13 protein-coding genes, 1 tRNA gene and 1 pseudogene (1 of these 15 running past the window's edge) are annotated in these 15,327 nt (G+C 64.8%); 6 read left to right on the top strand and 9 right to left on the bottom strand.

Annotated features, from left to right (window positions below; genetic code table 11):
* From RTQ46_RS24970 to RTQ46_RS24985, 4 genes are all read right to left on the bottom strand, one after another.
* Positions 1-23: transfer RNA gene (locus tag RTQ46_RS24970), tRNA-Met, on the bottom strand; it reaches 154 nt to the left of the window's first position.
* Positions 24-102: 79 nt separating this feature from the next.
* The gene (miaA, locus tag RTQ46_RS24975) at positions 103-1,050 is read right to left on the bottom strand and encodes a tRNA (adenosine(37)-N6)-dimethylallyltransferase MiaA (RefSeq protein ID WP_312440293.1); all 948 of its coding nucleotides are present in this window, start codon (positions 1,048-1,050) and stop codon (positions 103-105) included.
* Between the two features lie 147 nt (positions 1,051-1,197).
* Entirely contained in the window at positions 1,198-3,108 is a 1,911-nt protein-coding gene (gene mutL, locus RTQ46_RS24980; RefSeq protein WP_312440294.1) for a DNA mismatch repair endonuclease MutL, read from the bottom strand.
* Between the two features lie 153 nt (positions 3,109-3,261).
* Complete coding sequence (locus tag RTQ46_RS24985) at positions 3,262-4,194, bottom strand: peptidylprolyl isomerase (protein ID WP_312440295.1); 933 nt, start codon at positions 4,192-4,194, stop codon at positions 3,262-3,264.
* A 271-nt stretch (positions 4,195-4,465) separates the two neighbouring features.
* Here RTQ46_RS24985 and RTQ46_RS24990 point away from each other — a divergent pair, with 271 nt between their 5' ends.
* Complete coding sequence (locus tag RTQ46_RS24990; protein ID WP_312440296.1) at positions 4,466-5,116, top strand: VTT domain-containing protein; 651 nt, start codon at positions 4,466-4,468, stop codon at positions 5,114-5,116.
* A 136-nt stretch (positions 5,117-5,252) separates the two neighbouring features.
* Positions 5,253-6,314, top strand: coding sequence for a carbonic anhydrase family protein (locus RTQ46_RS24995; RefSeq protein WP_312440297.1), 1,062 nt, complete (start codon positions 5,253-5,255; stop codon positions 6,312-6,314).
* A 100-nt stretch (positions 6,315-6,414) separates the two neighbouring features.
* Here RTQ46_RS24995 and RTQ46_RS25000 read toward each other — a convergent pair whose 3' ends face one another.
* From RTQ46_RS25000 to tsaE, 3 genes are read right to left on the bottom strand one after another with little or no spacing between them, the layout of a single operon-like run.
* On the bottom strand, positions 6,415-7,251 hold the full coding sequence (locus RTQ46_RS25000; RefSeq protein ID WP_312440298.1) for a D-hexose-6-phosphate mutarotase: 837 nt from the start codon (positions 7,249-7,251) through the stop codon (positions 6,415-6,417).
* A 13-nt stretch (positions 7,252-7,264) separates the two neighbouring features.
* Positions 7,265-8,686, bottom strand: coding sequence for an N-acetylmuramoyl-L-alanine amidase (locus tag RTQ46_RS25005; protein WP_312440299.1), 1,422 nt, complete (start codon positions 8,684-8,686; stop codon positions 7,265-7,267).
* Positions 8,650-9,138 (bottom strand): tRNA (adenosine(37)-N6)-threonylcarbamoyltransferase complex ATPase subunit type 1 TsaE, encoded by a 489-nt coding sequence (tsaE, locus tag RTQ46_RS25010; RefSeq protein ID WP_312440300.1) that lies wholly within the window; start codon positions 9,136-9,138, stop codon positions 8,650-8,652. The genes RTQ46_RS25005 and tsaE overlap by 37 nt, the downstream gene beginning before the upstream one ends.
* A gap of 90 nt (positions 9,139-9,228) precedes the next feature.
* Here tsaE and queG point away from each other — a divergent pair, with 90 nt between their 5' ends.
* From queG to RTQ46_RS25025, 3 genes are all read left to right on the top strand, one after another.
* On the top strand, positions 9,229-10,329 hold the full coding sequence (gene queG, locus RTQ46_RS25015) for a tRNA epoxyqueuosine(34) reductase QueG (protein WP_312440301.1): 1,101 nt from the start codon (positions 9,229-9,231) through the stop codon (positions 10,327-10,329).
* A 90-nt stretch (positions 10,330-10,419) separates the two neighbouring features.
* Entirely contained in the window at positions 10,420-11,085 is a 666-nt protein-coding gene (locus tag RTQ46_RS25020) for a PadR family transcriptional regulator (RefSeq protein WP_312440302.1), read from the top strand.
* Between the two features lie 23 nt (positions 11,086-11,108).
* Positions 11,109-11,936: a siderophore-interacting protein gene (locus tag RTQ46_RS25025; protein WP_312440303.1), complete on the top strand. Its 828-nt coding sequence runs from the start codon at positions 11,109-11,111 to the stop codon at positions 11,934-11,936.
* Positions 11,937-12,159: 223 nt separating this feature from the next.
* On the opposite strand, the gene RTQ46_RS25030 is transcribed toward RTQ46_RS25025, so the two are convergent.
* Together RTQ46_RS25030 and RTQ46_RS25035 are read right to left on the bottom strand one after the other, a co-directional pair.
* The gene (locus RTQ46_RS25030; protein WP_312440304.1) at positions 12,160-12,744 is read right to left on the bottom strand and encodes a response regulator; all 585 of its coding nucleotides are present in this window, start codon (positions 12,742-12,744) and stop codon (positions 12,160-12,162) included.
* A 29-nt stretch (positions 12,745-12,773) separates the two neighbouring features.
* Complete coding sequence (locus tag RTQ46_RS25035; RefSeq protein WP_312440305.1) at positions 12,774-14,798, bottom strand: PAS domain S-box protein; 2,025 nt, start codon at positions 14,796-14,798, stop codon at positions 12,774-12,776.
* 134 nt (positions 14,799-14,932) lie between these two features.
* Here RTQ46_RS25035 and RTQ46_RS25040 point away from each other — a divergent pair.
* Positions 14,933-15,327 (top strand): annotated as a pseudogene (locus RTQ46_RS25040) (C4-dicarboxylate ABC transporter); the annotation flags it as partial.

A 15,327-nucleotide genomic window follows, 5' to 3' on the forward strand; every position in this document is an offset into this window, starting at 1 on the left:
CTAACCAACTGAGCTATATCACCCAACAGCCGAGCATTATCCAGTCTTCCGTTTTCCTTGTCAATGCCAGCCGCAAAAAATCTGTGGGTTTTTCGCGCGCGCCTATTTTGGCAACGGCCCGATCTGCGCCAGCATCTGCGCCGCCGGGTCGGCACTCAGGCAATCGATGACGATGCGCTCGGGCATCGCGCGCAGCCAGGTCAGCTGGCGCTTGGCCAGCTGGCGCGTGGCGATAATGCCCGTCTCGCGCAGCGCGGCGCGGTCGATGCGTCCGTCGAGGTAGTCCCAGGCCTGGCGGTAGCCGACGCAGCGCATCGACGGCAGGCCCGGGTGCAGGTCGCCACGGCGGCGCAGCTGTTCCACTTCATCGAGCAGGGCGTCGTCTTTCAGCATGGCGTCGAAGCGGGCGGCGATGCGGCCGTGCAGCACGGCGCGGTCCGACGGCTCCAGCGCAAACGACTGCAACCGGAACGGCAGCACGGTTTTTTCGCGCCGCGCCAGCAGGGCTGACATGGGCTGGCCCGACAGGGCGATGATTTCCAGCGCGCGGCCGATGCGCTGGGCGTCGTTTGGCGCCAGGCGCGCGGCCGTGGGCGGATCGAGCTGCGCCAGGCGCGCATGCATGGCGGGCCAGCCGATGGTGGCCGCGTCCGCTTCCAGCTGCACGCGCAGCTGCGCGTCCGCGCCCGGCAGGTCGTCCAGGCCATCGGCCAGGCCCTTGAAGTACAGCATGGTGCCGCCGACCAGCAGCGGCAGCTTGCCGCGCGCGGTAATTTCACTCACCAGGCGCAGCGTATCGTTGCGGAACTGCGCCACTGAATAAGAGTCGAGCGGATCGATGATGTCGATCAGGTGGTGCGGTACCTGCGCCAGTTCGCCAGGCGTGGGCTTGGCCGTGCCGATATCCATGCCGCGGTAGACCAGGGCGGAATCGACCGAGATGATTTCCGACGGGATGGCCTGTGCGATGGCCAGCGCGCTGGCGGTCTTGCCGCTGGCCGTGGGGCCCATGATGGCGACGGCGAGGGGCAGGGGGGAAGTGTTGATCATCTTGAATCTTGTATAAGTGTGTACGTAGAGCGTAGGTCGGATTAGCGCCAGCGTAATCCGACGCTGCCGGGGCGGTGGCCATGTCGGTGCATGCGGGTTATGTCGGCTTACGCTGCGCTAAGCCGACCTACGCCGACCTACGCCGACCTACTGCCCGCGTAAAAATAATTTATCGAGCGCGCTGATCTCGACCTGCACCCAGGTCGGCCGGCCGTGGTTGCACTGGTCGGCCCGTTCCGTGCTTTCCATCTGGCGCAAGAGGGCGTTCATTTCCTGCACCGACAGGATGCGGTTGGCGCGCACGGCCGTGTGGCAGGCGAGCGTGCCCAAGAGTTCATTCTGGCGCTCGATCAGCACGCGCGAGCCGCCGTATTCGCGCACGTCGCGCAGCACGTCGCGCGCCAGCGTCTGCGCGTCGGCGTTTTTCAGCAGGGTCGGCACGCTGCGCACGGCCAGCGTGGTAGGCGACAGGGCGGCGATATCGAAGCCCAGCGCCTTTAACGTTTCCTGGTTTTCGTTGGCGGTCGACACTTCGATCGCGTCCGCGTAAAACGTCACGGGAATCAGCAGCGCCTGCACCTGCATGTCCTGGCCCGACACCTGCGCCTGCAGCGCGTTTTTCAGCTGCTCGTACAGGATGCGTTCGTGCGCGGCATGCATGTCGACCAGTACCAGGCCCTTGGTGTTCTGCGCCAGGATATAGATGCCGTGCAGCTGGGCCAGCGCAAAGCCGAGCGGATATTCTTCGCGCGCCATCGCTTCGGCCGAAGCGACGTAGGGCTGGACCTGGGTGATCGGCGACGGCGAGCCGGCAAACAGCGCGCCATACGATGCCGTAGTCTGCTCAACCCCGTGCGGCGCGCCGGGCGCATCGGCAAAAAACGGCCGCGTGCCGCCAGCCGGGGGCGGCGCATAGGTATTGGTGAACTGCGCGCCGAACGAGGTCTGCGTCTGCTCGCGCCGCCACATGCCAGGGCCACCGAGGCCGGCGCCCGTGTCGCCGCCGAGGCTGGACGCGGCCGGCAACGGCGCCGGCACGCTGCCAAAAGCGGTGGCCGAGGTCTGCGCCAGTGCGCGCTGCACCGCGTGAAAGACGAACTGGTGCACCGAGCGGCTGTCGCGGAAGCGCACTTCGATCTTCGACGGATGGACGTTCACGTCGACCAGCGACGGATCGAGGTCGAGCGCCAGCACATAGGAGGGAAAACGGTCGCCGTGCAGCACGTCCTGGTAGGCCATGCGCACCGCATGCACCAGCAGCTTGTCGCGCACGAAGCGCCCGTTGACATAAAAGAACTGGCCATCGGCGCGCGCTTTCGATGCTGTCGGCAGGCCGGCAAAGCCGTGCAGGCGCAGGCTGCCGGCCGTCTCGTCGAGCGCCAGGCGCGCCTCGGCAAAGTCATTGCCCAGGATATGCGCGCTGCGTTTGGCCAGTTCGCTGATGTTCCACTGGTCGATGGTGCGGCCATTGTGCGACAGCGAGAACGACACGTCCGGCCGCGCCAGCGCAATGCGGCGCACGACTTCGGCGCAGTGGCCGTATTCGGTCTGCTCGGATTTGAGGAATTTGCGCCGCGCCGGCGTATTGAAATACAGGTCCTGCACGTCGACCGTGGTGCCCGGTGCGCCGGACGAGGGCGCCACCGTGCCATTGTGCGAGCCGACGATTTCCCACGCATGGGCCGCGTCCGCCGTGCGCGAGGTGACGGTCACCGCCGCGACCGACGCGATCGACGCCAGCGCCTCGCCGCGAAAACCCAGCGTGCCCACGTTTTCCAGGTCGTGCAAGGAGGCGATCTTCGAGGTGGCGTGGCGCGCCAGGGCCAGCGGCAGCTGGTCCTTGTCGATGCCGCGCCCGTTGTCGGTAATCGCGATGCGCTTGACGCCGCCTTCTTCGAGCCGCACGGTGATTTGCGTGGCGCCCGAATCGAGCGCGTTTTCCAGCAGCTCCTTGACCACCGCCGAGGGCCGCTCGACCACCTCGCCGGCGGCGATTTGCGAAATCAGCTGGTCAGGCAGGGCCTGGATCGGACGGTGGGGCGTGATGGGAGCGTTCATGCGCCAGATTATACCGGGTCAGGCCCGCCGGGTCTGACCCGGGCCTTCAGTGGCAAACAGCGAACGTATCTTGGGCTCAGACCCCCAACGCCGCCAACGCCAAGCTGGGAGCTAACTCAACAGGGGGGCTGACCCCAGCACTGGCAGTCGGGTTTATTTCCCCACCTCGCGCACCGGTATCGGCGCATTGCACAGGTCGAGATGCCCGGCCTGCACCTTGCTCCACGGTCCACCCCGGTTGCGCTGGGCTTCCAGCACGGCCTGGTAGGCGGCGCTGTCGGTGCGCATCACCTCCATTGCCACGCGCTGGTCAAGCGGCAAATCTGCCGCCAGGCGCACCGATTTGATCGGCACGGTTTTCTCGGGGCTGTCATAAAAGCCCATCGGCGCCGTGCCGCGCGGCAGCGTTGCCAGCAGCGGCATGCCCGAGACCACGCGTCCGACCACGGTAATGTCGCGGTCCAGGTGGCGCGGCGACTGGCCGATCACGGCGTACAGCTCGGTACCGCCGCCGCTGTCGCTGCCCACGTCGCGGCCCACGCCGACGGTGGCGTAGCAGTGCGTCAGCCAGGCGGTGCCGCTTTTCGGGTCGCGCGCGGACGCAAAGCCGTTCGAGTGGCCTACTTGCGGCGCATAGCCGTCCACATCCTTCAGGCGCGTGAAGCTGGTAATGGATTTCATCGGCACCGTGAATTCGCCGGGCAGGGTGCGCTGGGCTTTCTTGATCGGTTTCGGATTTTTTTCATCGGGGTCGCCCCATTGCGCCACCCAGTTGTCCTGCGCGCGCGTGATCGCCAGGCCGTCGTAATACTGCTCGGCCACCAGCGCCTTGATATTGGCCACGTGTTTCGGCGCGAACTCGGGCGCCAGTTCGATGATCACGCGGCCCAATGCCGTATCCATGTACAGGGTTTGCTGCGGGTCGAGCGCGCGCCAGTCGGCTGGCGTGGATGCCTTGATGACGTCGGCGACGCTTTGTTTGGCGGGCAGTTCGGCTGGTGCGCGGATGGTGGCGGCGTAGGCGGCGGGCAGCGCCGCGCTGATGGCAGTGGCAATTGCGCATGCCGTAAGTCGTGTCAGATGCATGGATTCTCCTGGTCGGCGCGGTTTGCGCCCGGTGGAAAGTGTATACCGGAATGGCAATATTTTTGTCAAAAAACAGTGGCGGCAAGCCGGCCTGCCGGTGTGTCCGTCAAGCTGATCCGTCAACGTTTCCTTAACCTGGCCTTAAATTGGCGCGTCGCCCGCAACACGGCCACGGGCGCTGAAAAATTAATCACGAATTTTCGCCCCGGAGACTGCCGTCGCACAGGCCCGGTGGTGTATGATTCCGGCGCTACCTTTAGGGAAAAAGAATATGGATTTTGTGCAATTCCTCGACATGATCGTCCATGTCGACAAGACACTGGGCATCTTGATTGAACAGTACGGCACGCTGGTGTATGCGGTGCTGTTTGCGATCATTTTTTGCGAGACCGGCCTGGTGGTGCTGTTTTTCTTCCCTGGCGATACGCTGCTGTTTATCGCCGGCGCCTTTTGCGCCACCGGCCAGATGCACCTGGGCCTGCTGATCGCGCTGCTGGTGACGGCCGCCGTGACGGGCAACACGCTCAATTACTGGATAGGCGAGGCCATCGGGCAACGGGTGTTTACCCACGATTACCGCTGGATCAACAAGGACGCCATGCGCCGCACGCACGAGTTTTTTGAAAAGCATGGCGGCAAGACCATTATCCTGGCCCGTTTCGTGCCGGTGGTGCGCACCTTTGCCCCGTTCGTGGCCGGCATTTCCGACATGACGCATACGCGCTTCCAGATGTACAACATCACGGGCGCCCTGCTGTGGGTGGTGGGCCTGGTGACGGCCGGCTACTTCTTCGGCAATATCCCGTGGATCCGCGACCACCTGACCCTGATCGTGCTGATCGGCGTGGGCGCCGCCGTGGTGCCGGTGGCGCTGGGCGGCATCTGGAAGCTGTACAAGAAAATGACGGCCCGCTCGGCCTGATGCCTTACCCGGATCCGGCGCCAGCGCGCGCCGGGTCCTGTTTTCCCTCCTGTGGTCCGCGTCTCTCCCCCGGTCGATTCAAGTTTTAGCTGTTTCCAGCCGTAAACCAGACAGTACTCTTACTTTCTGGATTTCCATGCGACATTTGAGCGCCCTGTTAGCTTGCAGCCTGGCCATGATGACGGCCGTGGCAAGCGCCAAAGATGCCCCCACGCCGCTGGTCCCCGCGTCCGCCTCTGCCGCCGCCAGGGCCGCTGCGCACGCGCCCGCTTCTGCTCCCGCGTCTGCCTCCGAGCGGGCGGCCGCCATGAAAACCCTGACCGAATCGGTCAAGGGCAAGCCGCCCGTGACGGTTGCCCCGACCGCCCGCGACAAGGAAGAGGCGGCCGAAGTCGACCTGTCCGAACGCATCGCGGCGCGCCTGGCCGAAATGCGCGCGACGCAGGCGGCCCGTGCCGCCGCCCGCGCCAAGCGTGCCGCCGTCGTCAAGGCCACGCCACCGCCGCCACCGCCCGTGGCGCGCGGCACGCACTGGTCGTACGAAGGCGACAGCGGCCCGGCCAACTGGAGCAAGATCAATGTGGACTGGGGCAAGTGCAGCAGCGGCAACCGCCAGTCGCCGATCGATATCCGCGACGGCATGAAGGTGGAACTGGAGCAGATCAGCTTTGACTACCATCCGTCGTCGTTCAACGTGGTCGACAATGGCCATACGGTGCAGGTGGCGGTGGGCAGCGGCAACTACATCACGGTGCAGAACCGCATGTTCGAACTGCAGCAGTTCCATTTCCACCGCCCGTCGGGCGACCGCATCAATGGCAAGACGTATGAAATGGTGGTGCACCTGGTGCACCGCGATGCCGAAGGCAGGCAAGCCATCCTGGCGCTGATGCTGGAACGGGGCGCGCCGCAGGCGACCATCCAGACGGTGTGGAACAACCTGCCGCTGGAAAAATTCGACACCATGAGCCCGTCTATCCTGCTCGACCCGATGGAAATGGTACCGGCGCGGCGCGATTACTATACTTATATGGGATCGATGGAACAGCCGCCGTGCAGCGAGAACGTGCTGTGGCTGGTGATGAAGCAGCCGGTGCAGGCATCGGCGGCGCAGATGGCGCTGTTCAGCCGGTTGTATCCGCTGAACGCGCGGCCGCTGCAGCCCACCAATGGCCGCATGATCAAAGAATCGAATTAACAGTGCCTGGAAAAAAACCCATGGCGTTGTTGCCATGCCCCGTCGTACCTGTCGTACTGCCTTCGGCAAGGCGCCTGGCCCTGGACTTTTTCAGGCACTCTCAGATGAATTGAAGCTGCTGGCTGCCATGCCATTCGGCACCGGCGGCCAGCACATCGGGCTGGATCAGCGCCGCTTCGATGCAGACAAAGCGCTGGTATTCATCGTCGGCCAGGTCCGCCAGGGCCGCCGCATCCTGCGCGCCCGGATTCCATACCACCGCATCGGTGAAGCCCTGCTGCGCCAGGCGCAGCGTGTCGCCGCCCGTTTCGAGCTGCAGGGGGCCGGGCAGCTGGTAATAAATGCGGTCGAGCTTGTCGGCAAACTGCAGCACTTCCTTTGCCTGCAGCGCGTCCAGCGGCGTGTCGTCCGAATAGCGCACGCGCTGCAGGCCGGTGATGCGCGCCTGCTCCAGCTGGTCCACGGCAAAATAGCTGTGCAGGGCGGCCGAAAACGGGAACGGCTGCGCACCCGTGTTGTGCACGTTCAGGCTGATGTCGAGCGACTGGCCGTGCACCGCCACGCGCAGGCGCAGCGCAAACGCGAACGGCCAGGCGGCGGCGATGGCGGCCGGCAGCTTGTCCTGGTCCAGCGTGAATTCGGCCCAGGCGGCGCCGTTCTCGTCGCCGGTTGCGGCCAGTTGCCAGGTCGCCACGCGCGCAAAGCCGTGGCGCATGCCGGCGCCGCGCGCGCCGAACTGGGGGAAGATCACGGGCACGCCGCCGCGGATGGCACGGCTGCCGTCGAGGCTAGACTCACGGCTGCAGAACAGGCGCTCGCGGCCATCGCTGCTGCGCCATGACACCAGATGGCCACCATACAGCGTTACCGTCGCCTGTGCGCCATCGGCGGCACAGAGGGTCACGGCCGGCAGCTGGCCAAAGAGGTTCTTGCTCATGCTTGTCTTCCTGTCAGGTCATGCGGCTTTTCGCCAGTGGCGGATTTTTTGCAAAATAATTCTTGATGCCGGTGACGATGGCGTCGGCCATCTGGTCCTGGTAGCCGTTGTCGGTCAGCTTGGCTTCTTCTTCCGGATTCGAGATAAACGCCGTCTCGATCAGGATGGAAGGGATATCCGGCGCCTTCAGCACGGCGAAGCCGGCCTGCTCGACGGAACCCTTGTGCAGGCGGTTGATGCCGCCGATTTCGCGCAGCACGGCAGCACCGAGCTTCATGCTGTCATTGATCTGCGCCGTGGTCGACAGGTCGAGCAGCACGCTGGCCAGCTGCTTGTCGTGGTTGCCCACATTGACGCCGCCGATCAGGTCGGCCTGGTTTTCCTTGTCGGCCAGCCAGCGCGCGGCGCTCGATGACGCGCCTTTTTCGGACAGCACGAACACGGACGAGCCGCGCGCGGTCGGCTGCACGAAGGCGTCGGCGTGGATCGAGACGAACAGGTCGGCCTGCACCTTGCGCGCCTTTTCCACCCGCATGCCCAGTGGCACGAAGAAGTCGGCGTCGCGCGTGAGCATGACGCGCATGTTCGGCTGCAGTTCGAGCTTGGCCTTCAATCGCTTGGCAATTGCCAGCACCACGTCTTTCTCGCGGCTGCCACGGCGCCCGCTGGCGCCCGGGTCTTCGCCGCCGTGGCCCGGGTCGAGCGCCACGGTAATCATGCGCACCACTTTTTGGCCCGGCTGCGGGCGTGCTTCCGGCCGCGCTTCCGGACGCTGCTCGGGGCGCAGGTCGGGACGGCTGGCCGGCATGGAAGGTGTGGCCGGCACGCCCGGTATCACCACCACCAGCGGCGGCTTGCCGCTCTCGGGCAGCGGCAGGGCAGGTGGCGGCGTGTGCGTATCGCTCATCAGGGGCTTGGCCGGGTCGCTCGACCAGTCGCCCTTTTCGATCATCTGCGCGATCAGGTCCGGTTCCTGCACCGGGTACAGGTCAAAGATCAGGCGGTGGTTGTAGGAGCCGGCCGGCGGCAGCGTAAACAGCTGCGGGCGGATTTCTTCCTTCAGGTCGAATACCAGGCGCACCACGTTAGGCCGGTTCTGCCCCACGCGCACCTGCTTGATATACGGGTCGTTCGACTGGATCTTCGCCACCAGGCCCTTGAGCGTGGGATTGAGTTCCAGGCCTTCGATGTCGACCACCAGCCGTTCCGGGTCCTTGACGATGAAGTGGGTCGCCTTGAGGATGCTGTCGTTTTCCAGCGTGACGCGCGTGTAGTCGTCGGCCGGCCAGACGCGCACGGCAAGGATCTGCGCCGCCATCGCCGACATCGGCGCGAACACGGACAACAGCAGGGTGCCGCCGGCCTTGAGGACCGTACGCCGTGTGATCGGCGACGATATCAAAGGTTCGGGGCGAATTTGAGACGTTGGAGGCATGACAGACCCAATTCAGAAGACGCTTGCAATTCTACATCACGGCCTGTACCCGCAACGTTCAAATAGATATCGAGATCGGCCGGCGGCAGCACCGGGTAGGCCTTTTCAGGCCATTCGATGATGCAGATATTGTGGCCATTGAAGTCTTCGCGAAAGCCCGCATCGAGAAATTCTTCGGCGCTGCCCATGCGGTACAGGTCGAAGTGGATCAACTGCACTGGCTGGCCATCGAGCTGCACGGTGTACGGTTCGGACAGGGTATAGGTCGGGCTTTTCACGTTGCCCGCATGGCCGGCGGCATGCAGCAGCGCGCGCGTGAGCGCCGTCTTGCCGGCGCCCAGGTCGCCGTGCAGGTAGATCGCCAGGCCCGGCGCCAGCGCGCGCGCCAGTGCGGCGCCCAGCGCGGCGGTGCCGGCTTCGTCGTGGAGATGGGCTTTGAAGTGTTCGGTCATAGTGTTCGGTATAAAATGGAGGCAGCCTGCGCCTGCGCGCATCAGTCATTGTAACCGCCAGCGCTGCTGCCGCACTTCGTAAAGTTTCCCATGTCCGCCACCGTCACCGATCCCGCCAGCCTGATTGCCCTGGTGCGCTCCATCAAGCAATGGGGGCGCGAGCTCGGTTTTGCCGAGGTGCGCATCGCCGATGTCGACCTGTCGCACATGGAGGCGCCCTTGCAGGCCTGGCTCGACGCAGGGTATCACGGCGAGATGGAATACATGGCCAGCCACGGCATGAAGCGTGCACGCCCGGCCGAACTGGTGCCGGGCACGGTGCGCGCCATCAGTGCGCGCATGAACTACCTGCCGCCGGCGCTGGGGCCGGACTGGCGCGCGCAGGAAGCGGCGCGCGACGCCGACCCGTCGGCGGCCGTGATTTCCGTGTATGCACGCGGGCGCGACTACCACAAGGTGATGCGCTCGCGCCTGCAGCAGCTGGCCGAACGCATCAAGGCAGAGATCGGCGACTTCGGCTACCGCGTGTTCAGCGATTCGGCGCCCGTGATGGAAGTCGAACTGGCCACCAAAGCAGGACTGGGCTGGCGCGGCAAGCATACCTTGCTGATCAACCGCCAGGGCGGCTCCTTCTTTTTCCTCGGCGAGATCCTGGTCGATGTGCCGCTGCCGGTCGATCCGCCCGAGATCCCGCGCTGCGGCCAGTGCTCGGCCTGCATCACGGTATGCCCGACGCAGGCCATCCTGGGCCCGCACCAGCTCGATGCACGCCGCTGCATCTCCTACCTGACGATCGAACTGAAGGGGGCGATTCCCGTCGAGATGCGCCCGCTGATCGGCAACAAGGTGTATGGCTGCGACGACTGCCAGACCATCTGCCCGTGGAACAAGTTCGCCCAGCGCGCGGTGGTGCCGGATTTTGACGAGCGCCACAGCCTCGGCAGCGCCGGCATGGTGGAGCTGTTTGCCTGGACCGAAGAGGAATTCAACCGCCGCATGGAAGGCAGCGCGATCCGCCGCATCGGCCACGAACGCTGGCTGCGCAACCTGGCCGTCGGCATGGGCAATGCAGCCGCCAAGGCGAAAGGGCAAGCCGATATCGTGGCGGCGCTGCTGTCGCGGCGTGACCATCCGTCCGAGATCGTGCGCGAGCATGTGGCGTGGGCGCTGGCCCTGCACGGCGTGGCCTGAAAAATAGTTCCCATCTTTTCCTTGACTTATCGATATATCGTTATAAAATAGCGATACATACTAACGATATATCTTTAAAGAAGAGAAAACATGAGAAACTCACAGCACACAGAACAAGGCCAGGGTGGCCACCATCATCACCATGGCCATTGCGGCCACCATCACCACCATGATCATCATCGCCATGAGCGCATGGAAATGCACGGCCGCGGTCCACGCGGCGGCTTTGACGGCAACGGCGGCGAACGCGGCGACGGCATGGGCCGCGGCGGTCCGGGCGGCCGTGGCGAACGGGCCGAGCGCGTGTTCGGCCGCGGCGACCTGCCATTGATCGTGCTGGCGCTGATCGAGATCAGCCCGCGCCACGGCTATGAAATCATCAAGGCGATCGAAGAGCGTTGCGCCGGCGCCTATGCCCCCAGCCCGGGCGCGGTCTACCCGACCCTGACCCTGCTCGAAGAGCAGGACCAGGTGACGGCCTCGGACAGCGGCAGCGGCAAGAAGCTGTACACCATCACGGAGCAGGGCCGCGCGCATCTCGACGAGAACCGCGCCCAGGTTGACGGCATCCTGGCCCGCCTCGACATGTTCGCCCGCGCCCAGGCGCGCCGCGCGCTGCCCGAGCGGCTGCACCAGGCCATGCATACGCTCAAGCACGCGCTGCTGCTGAACAAGACCAGCTGGAGCGACGAGCAGACCGCGCGCGTGGCCGCCATCCTGGAAAAAGCCGCCAACGAGATCGTGGACGGTCACTGAGCTCATTTGAAAAGGATCCGAAGATGACTGATACACAAGCTATGCCCCAGCGCACACACGCCATCGAGCGCCTGCGCCATGAATTGAAACTGCGCGTGCTGACCGTGGTGCGTACCGAAAACCTGACGGCCCATATGCGCCGCATCACCTTGGCCGGCAGCGACCTCGAAGGCTTTGTCTCGCCGGCGCACGACGACCATGTGAAACTGTTTTTCCCCGCGCCCGGCGACACGCAGCCGGTGTTGCCGGCGCTGGGCAAGGGCGCCAATCCGATCGAGTACGCCGAAGGCGCGCGGCCGGTCGCGCGCAACTACACGCCGCGCCGCTACGACCCGGTCAAGGGCGAGCTCGAGATCGACTTCGTGCTGCATGGCGACGGTCCCGCGTCGAGCTGGGCGGCGCAGGCGGCAATCGGCCACACGCTGGGCGTGGGCGGACCGCGCGGCTCGATGGTGGTGCCGCTCGACTTCGACTGGTATGTGCTGGTTGGCGACCAGACGGCCTTGCCGGCGATTGCGCGCCGCCTGGAGCAACTGCCGGCCGGCGCGCGCGCGATTGCCGTGATTGAAACGGTGGACGATGGCGAGCAGGTGGCGCTGGAGTCACAGGCGCAGGTCGAGGTGCACTGGGTCGGGCGCAATGGACGCCAGGGTGCGCTATTGCTGGAAGAATTGCAGCGGATCGCCTTGCCGCACGATGGCGACGGTTTTGTGTGGGTGGCATGCGAGCATGCGCAGGTAAAGGGTTTGCGCGGTCACTTTATCGACGCCGGCGTGCCGAAGCAGCATCTGCATGTGGCCAGTTACTGGAAGCATGGGGCGGCCGAGCATCATGAACGCCACGACGAGTAATTAAAGCCAAGATCAACCGCGGGCCGGCGACGCGGACCTGAGAAAATGCCGATGGCGGCGTTGCAGCTCCTCGCCGTACATGCGTACTGTCTTCGTCGCTGCGCCTTGCCCTCGACATTTTTCAGGCCCGCTTGGCCCGATGTGCCCGTGCCGGCGACTGAGGTTTTAATTCGCTTTGCGGGTGTACTCAAGGCGCAGGGACGCTAACTTGACGGCCAAGGGTCTACTTCAACAACCCCGCCAATTCCACCGCCGTCTTGACCTGCATCTTGTCGAAGATATGCGCGCGGTGCACTTCCACGGTGCGCATGCTGATGCCCAGCTTGTCGGCCACCACCTTGTTCATCTTGCCCGCCAAAATCAGGTCCAGCACTTCGCGTTCGCGCGTCGACAGGGTGGCCAGGCGCGCGTGGATGGCGGCCAGTTCGCCGGCCTGGCGCGAGTTGGCCAGGCCCTGCTGCACGCGGTCCATCAGGTCGTTGTCGTTGAACGGTTTTTCAAAGAAATCGAGGGCGCCGCGTTTCAGGCTGTCGACCGCCATCGGCACGTCGCCGTGGCCGGTCAAAAAAATCACCGGCAGGCGCGCCGTCAGGTCGCGCTTGACCAGCTGGTCGAACAGGGCGATGCCGTTCATGTCGGGCATGCGCACGTCGAGCAGCACGCAGTCGCCCTGTTCGTCGAACGTGCCGTCCAGGCTGTCGAGGAACTGCTGTCCGCTGGCGTAGCTGCGTGCTTCGATGCTGCGCGAGGCGGCCAGCCAGGACAGCGAGTCGCGCACTACTTCTTCGTCGTCGATAATATGCAGCATGGGGTCTCCGGTTACTGTCGTTATGCGTGTTACTGCAAGTTATTGGTTACTGCCTGCGGCACGGCCGGCACGCTGAACGTGAAAATGGTGCCGCCGGCAGGGTTGTCGGCAAAGGTCAGCGCGCCGCCATGGAACTCGATGGCGGTGCGGCAGATGTTCAGCCCCATGCCCATGCCTTCGGCCTTGGTCGAGAAGAACGGCGAAAACAGCCGTTCGGCCACGTCCTGCGGGATGCCATGGCCCTGGTCGATCACGTCCACCGTCACCATTTCCTGCTGCGCGTCGTAACTGGCGCGCAGGCGCATGATACGCCGTCCCGGCGCCGCGTCCTGCATCGCCTCGATGGCGTTGCGCGTCAGGTTCAGCAGCACCTGCTCGATCATTACCGGATCGGCATGCAGCAGGGGCAGCTCCGGCGGGATTTCTTCCTGGATCGTCACATAGAATTTGCGCGCCTGCAGGTCGATCAGCGCGCGGATGCCGTCGATCAGGCTGCGGATGCACACGTCCTGGCGCTGCGGCTCGCTCTTGCGCACGAAATCGTGCACGCTGCGGATGATCTGGCCGGCCCGCTGCGCCTGCGCGCTGGCCTGTTCCAGCGCCGGTTTCAAGGTGTTCGGCTGCACCGGCTGGCCGCTCTCGCTGGCGCGCCGGATCAGGTTCAGGGCGCCGGTGGTGTAGCTGGAAATGGCCGCCAGCGGCTGGTTCAGTTCATGCGCCAGCATCGACGCCAGCTCGCCCATGGTGGCCAGGCGCGAACTGGTCTGCAGTTTTTCCTGCTGCTGGCGATTGAGCTCCTCGACCCGCTTGCGGTCCGAGATATCGAGCACGGAACCCATCCATCCCGTCTGCTTGCCGTTCTTGTCGACCAGCGGCGCCTCGAAAATGAGCACCGGCACGCGGGTGCCGTCGGGGCGCTGGAAGTGCGTCTCGAACTGCGGCGTGACATTGCCGGCCAGCGCCTTGGCGAAGCGCTGCTGGTATTCATCCATCGCTTCGGGCGCCCAGTAGGGCATCGGCGGCAGGCGGCCCAGGATTTCCTCCGGCGGGTAGCCCACCATCTGGCAGAAGGCCGGATTGACGTAGGTGACGCGTCCTTCCAGGTCGCGCGCGCGCATGCCGGTGACCAGCGAATTTTCCATTGCCGTGCGAAACAGCATCTGCTGGCGCAGCGCGCCTTCGGCCGTCAGGCGGCGCGAGATATGGCGCCACAGGGCCAGCAAACTCCACAGTAAACCCAGCGACAGCGCGATCACCGAGCCGACCAAGAGGTTGGGCAGCAGCTTGGGCTGGCTTTTCACGCTGTCGGTAAACAGCGTGATATTCGCGCCCGGCACGTCGAGCGCGCGCTTGTGGGTGTAGACGCCGTGGCCCGGGCCGGCGGCGGCGCGCCGCGCCAGCACCTTGTCGTCGCGGTCGATCAGCGAAATCTGGTTGTCCTGCGCAAACCACCACGGCACCATCTCGTCGAGCAGGGCGCTGACCTGGTAGGTGGCCACCAGGCTGCCGATATACTGCTGGCCATTGAACAGCGGCTGGTGGTAGTCCATCAGCAGGGCGCCCGGGGGCGCGTCGGAAAAGCCGCTCTGCTGCGCCGGCTGCGCATACTGGCCCCGGTGCAGGCGGCGCGCATTGTCGCCGGCCGTCAGCGACAGCGGCGAAAAATGCGTTTCCTGGCTCAGCGTATGGTCGCTCGACGCGCGCACATGGCCTTCGGTGTCGAGCCACAGCACGCGCTGCAGTTCGCGTCCGTTGCGCAGCATCTGCTGCAGCCGTTCATGCACCGAGGACGCCGGCAGCACGCCCTTGGCGATATCGGCGCCCAGGTTGAACAGGCTTTCCTCGTTGCGCGCCAGCTGGAAGCGGATGGTCTGCTCGACCCACAGCGTGTCGGCGATCAATTGCTCCTGGCGCTCGTTGCTTTCCATCTGGCGCGCCTGCCACGGCAGCCAGAACAGGACCGACAGGAACAGCAGCAGCAGGATCACCGGCAGCAGCCAACGCACGGGGCTGGTAAACTGCAGGCGGCGCGCGAAGGTGGGTGGTTTGTTCATGGCTCGCAGGGTAGCGTCTTGTCAGGTACACACCAGTGTGGTTAACCACAACTGGCTTTATTGAATTGTTTCGCACATTATCGGCGCAGATCCATAATAAGGCATCTGTTTTCGCCACGGAGACCGCAATGCACATGAAATCCATGCTGGCCCTGTTATGGCTGGCGATCGGTACCGGCGCCGGCATTCCAGCCAGCGCCCAGGCGACCATCGTCATCAAATTCAGCCACGTGGTGGCGCCTGATACGCCGAAAGGCCAGGCCGCCGAACGCTTCAAGCTGCTGGCCGAAAAAGCCACGCGCGGCAAGGTCCGGGTCGACCTGTATCCGAACAGCCATCTGTACAAGGACAAGGAAGAACTCGAAGCGCTGCAGCTGGGCGCGGTGCAGATGCTGGCGCCGTCGCTGGCGAAATTCGGCCCGCTGGGCGTCAAGGAATTCGAGGTGTTCGACCTGCCGTACATCTTCCCCACCAAGACGGCGCTGTACAACGTGACCGAAGGCGATATCGGCAAGGGCCTCTTGAGAAA

Origin of the sequence: Janthinobacterium sp. (genome assembly GCF_031995485.1) — a bacterium.
In the GTDB taxonomy this organism is placed as follows: domain Bacteria; phylum Pseudomonadota; class Gammaproteobacteria; order Burkholderiales; family Burkholderiaceae_D; genus Janthinobacterium.

Coding starts and splice junctions, on each gene's coding strand:
- RTQ46_RS25005 (WP_312440299.1), bottom strand. CDS start 8,686: ATGCCTCCAACGTCTCAAATTCGCCCCGAACCTTTGATATCGTCGCCG.
- RTQ46_RS24985 (WP_312440295.1), bottom strand. CDS start 4,194: ATGCATCTGACACGACTTACGGCATGCGCAATTGCCACTGCCATCAGC.
- queG (WP_312440301.1), top strand. CDS start 9,229: ATGTCCGCCACCGTCACCGATCCCGCCAGCCTGATTGCCCTGGTGCGC.
- RTQ46_RS25030 (WP_312440304.1), bottom strand. CDS start 12,744: ATGCTGCATATTATCGACGACGAAGAAGTAGTGCGCGACTCGCTGTCC.
- miaA (WP_312440293.1), bottom strand. CDS start 1,050: ATGATCAACACTTCCCCCCTGCCCCTCGCCGTCGCCATCATGGGCCCC.
- RTQ46_RS24995 (WP_312440297.1), top strand. CDS start 5,253: ATGCGACATTTGAGCGCCCTGTTAGCTTGCAGCCTGGCCATGATGACG.
- RTQ46_RS25020 (WP_312440302.1), top strand. CDS start 10,420: ATGAGAAACTCACAGCACACAGAACAAGGCCAGGGTGGCCACCATCAT.
- RTQ46_RS24990 (WP_312440296.1), top strand. CDS start 4,466: ATGGATTTTGTGCAATTCCTCGACATGATCGTCCATGTCGACAAGACA.
- tsaE (WP_312440300.1), bottom strand. CDS start 9,138: ATGACCGAACACTTCAAAGCCCATCTCCACGACGAAGCCGGCACCGCC.
- RTQ46_RS25000 (WP_312440298.1), bottom strand. CDS start 7,251: ATGAGCAAGAACCTCTTTGGCCAGCTGCCGGCCGTGACCCTCTGTGCC.
- mutL (WP_312440294.1), bottom strand. CDS start 3,108: ATGAACGCTCCCATCACGCCCCACCGTCCGATCCAGGCCCTGCCTGAC.
- RTQ46_RS25025 (WP_312440303.1), top strand. CDS start 11,109: ATGACTGATACACAAGCTATGCCCCAGCGCACACACGCCATCGAGCGC.
- RTQ46_RS25035 (WP_312440305.1), bottom strand. CDS start 14,798: ATGAACAAACCACCCACCTTCGCGCGCCGCCTGCAGTTTACCAGCCCC.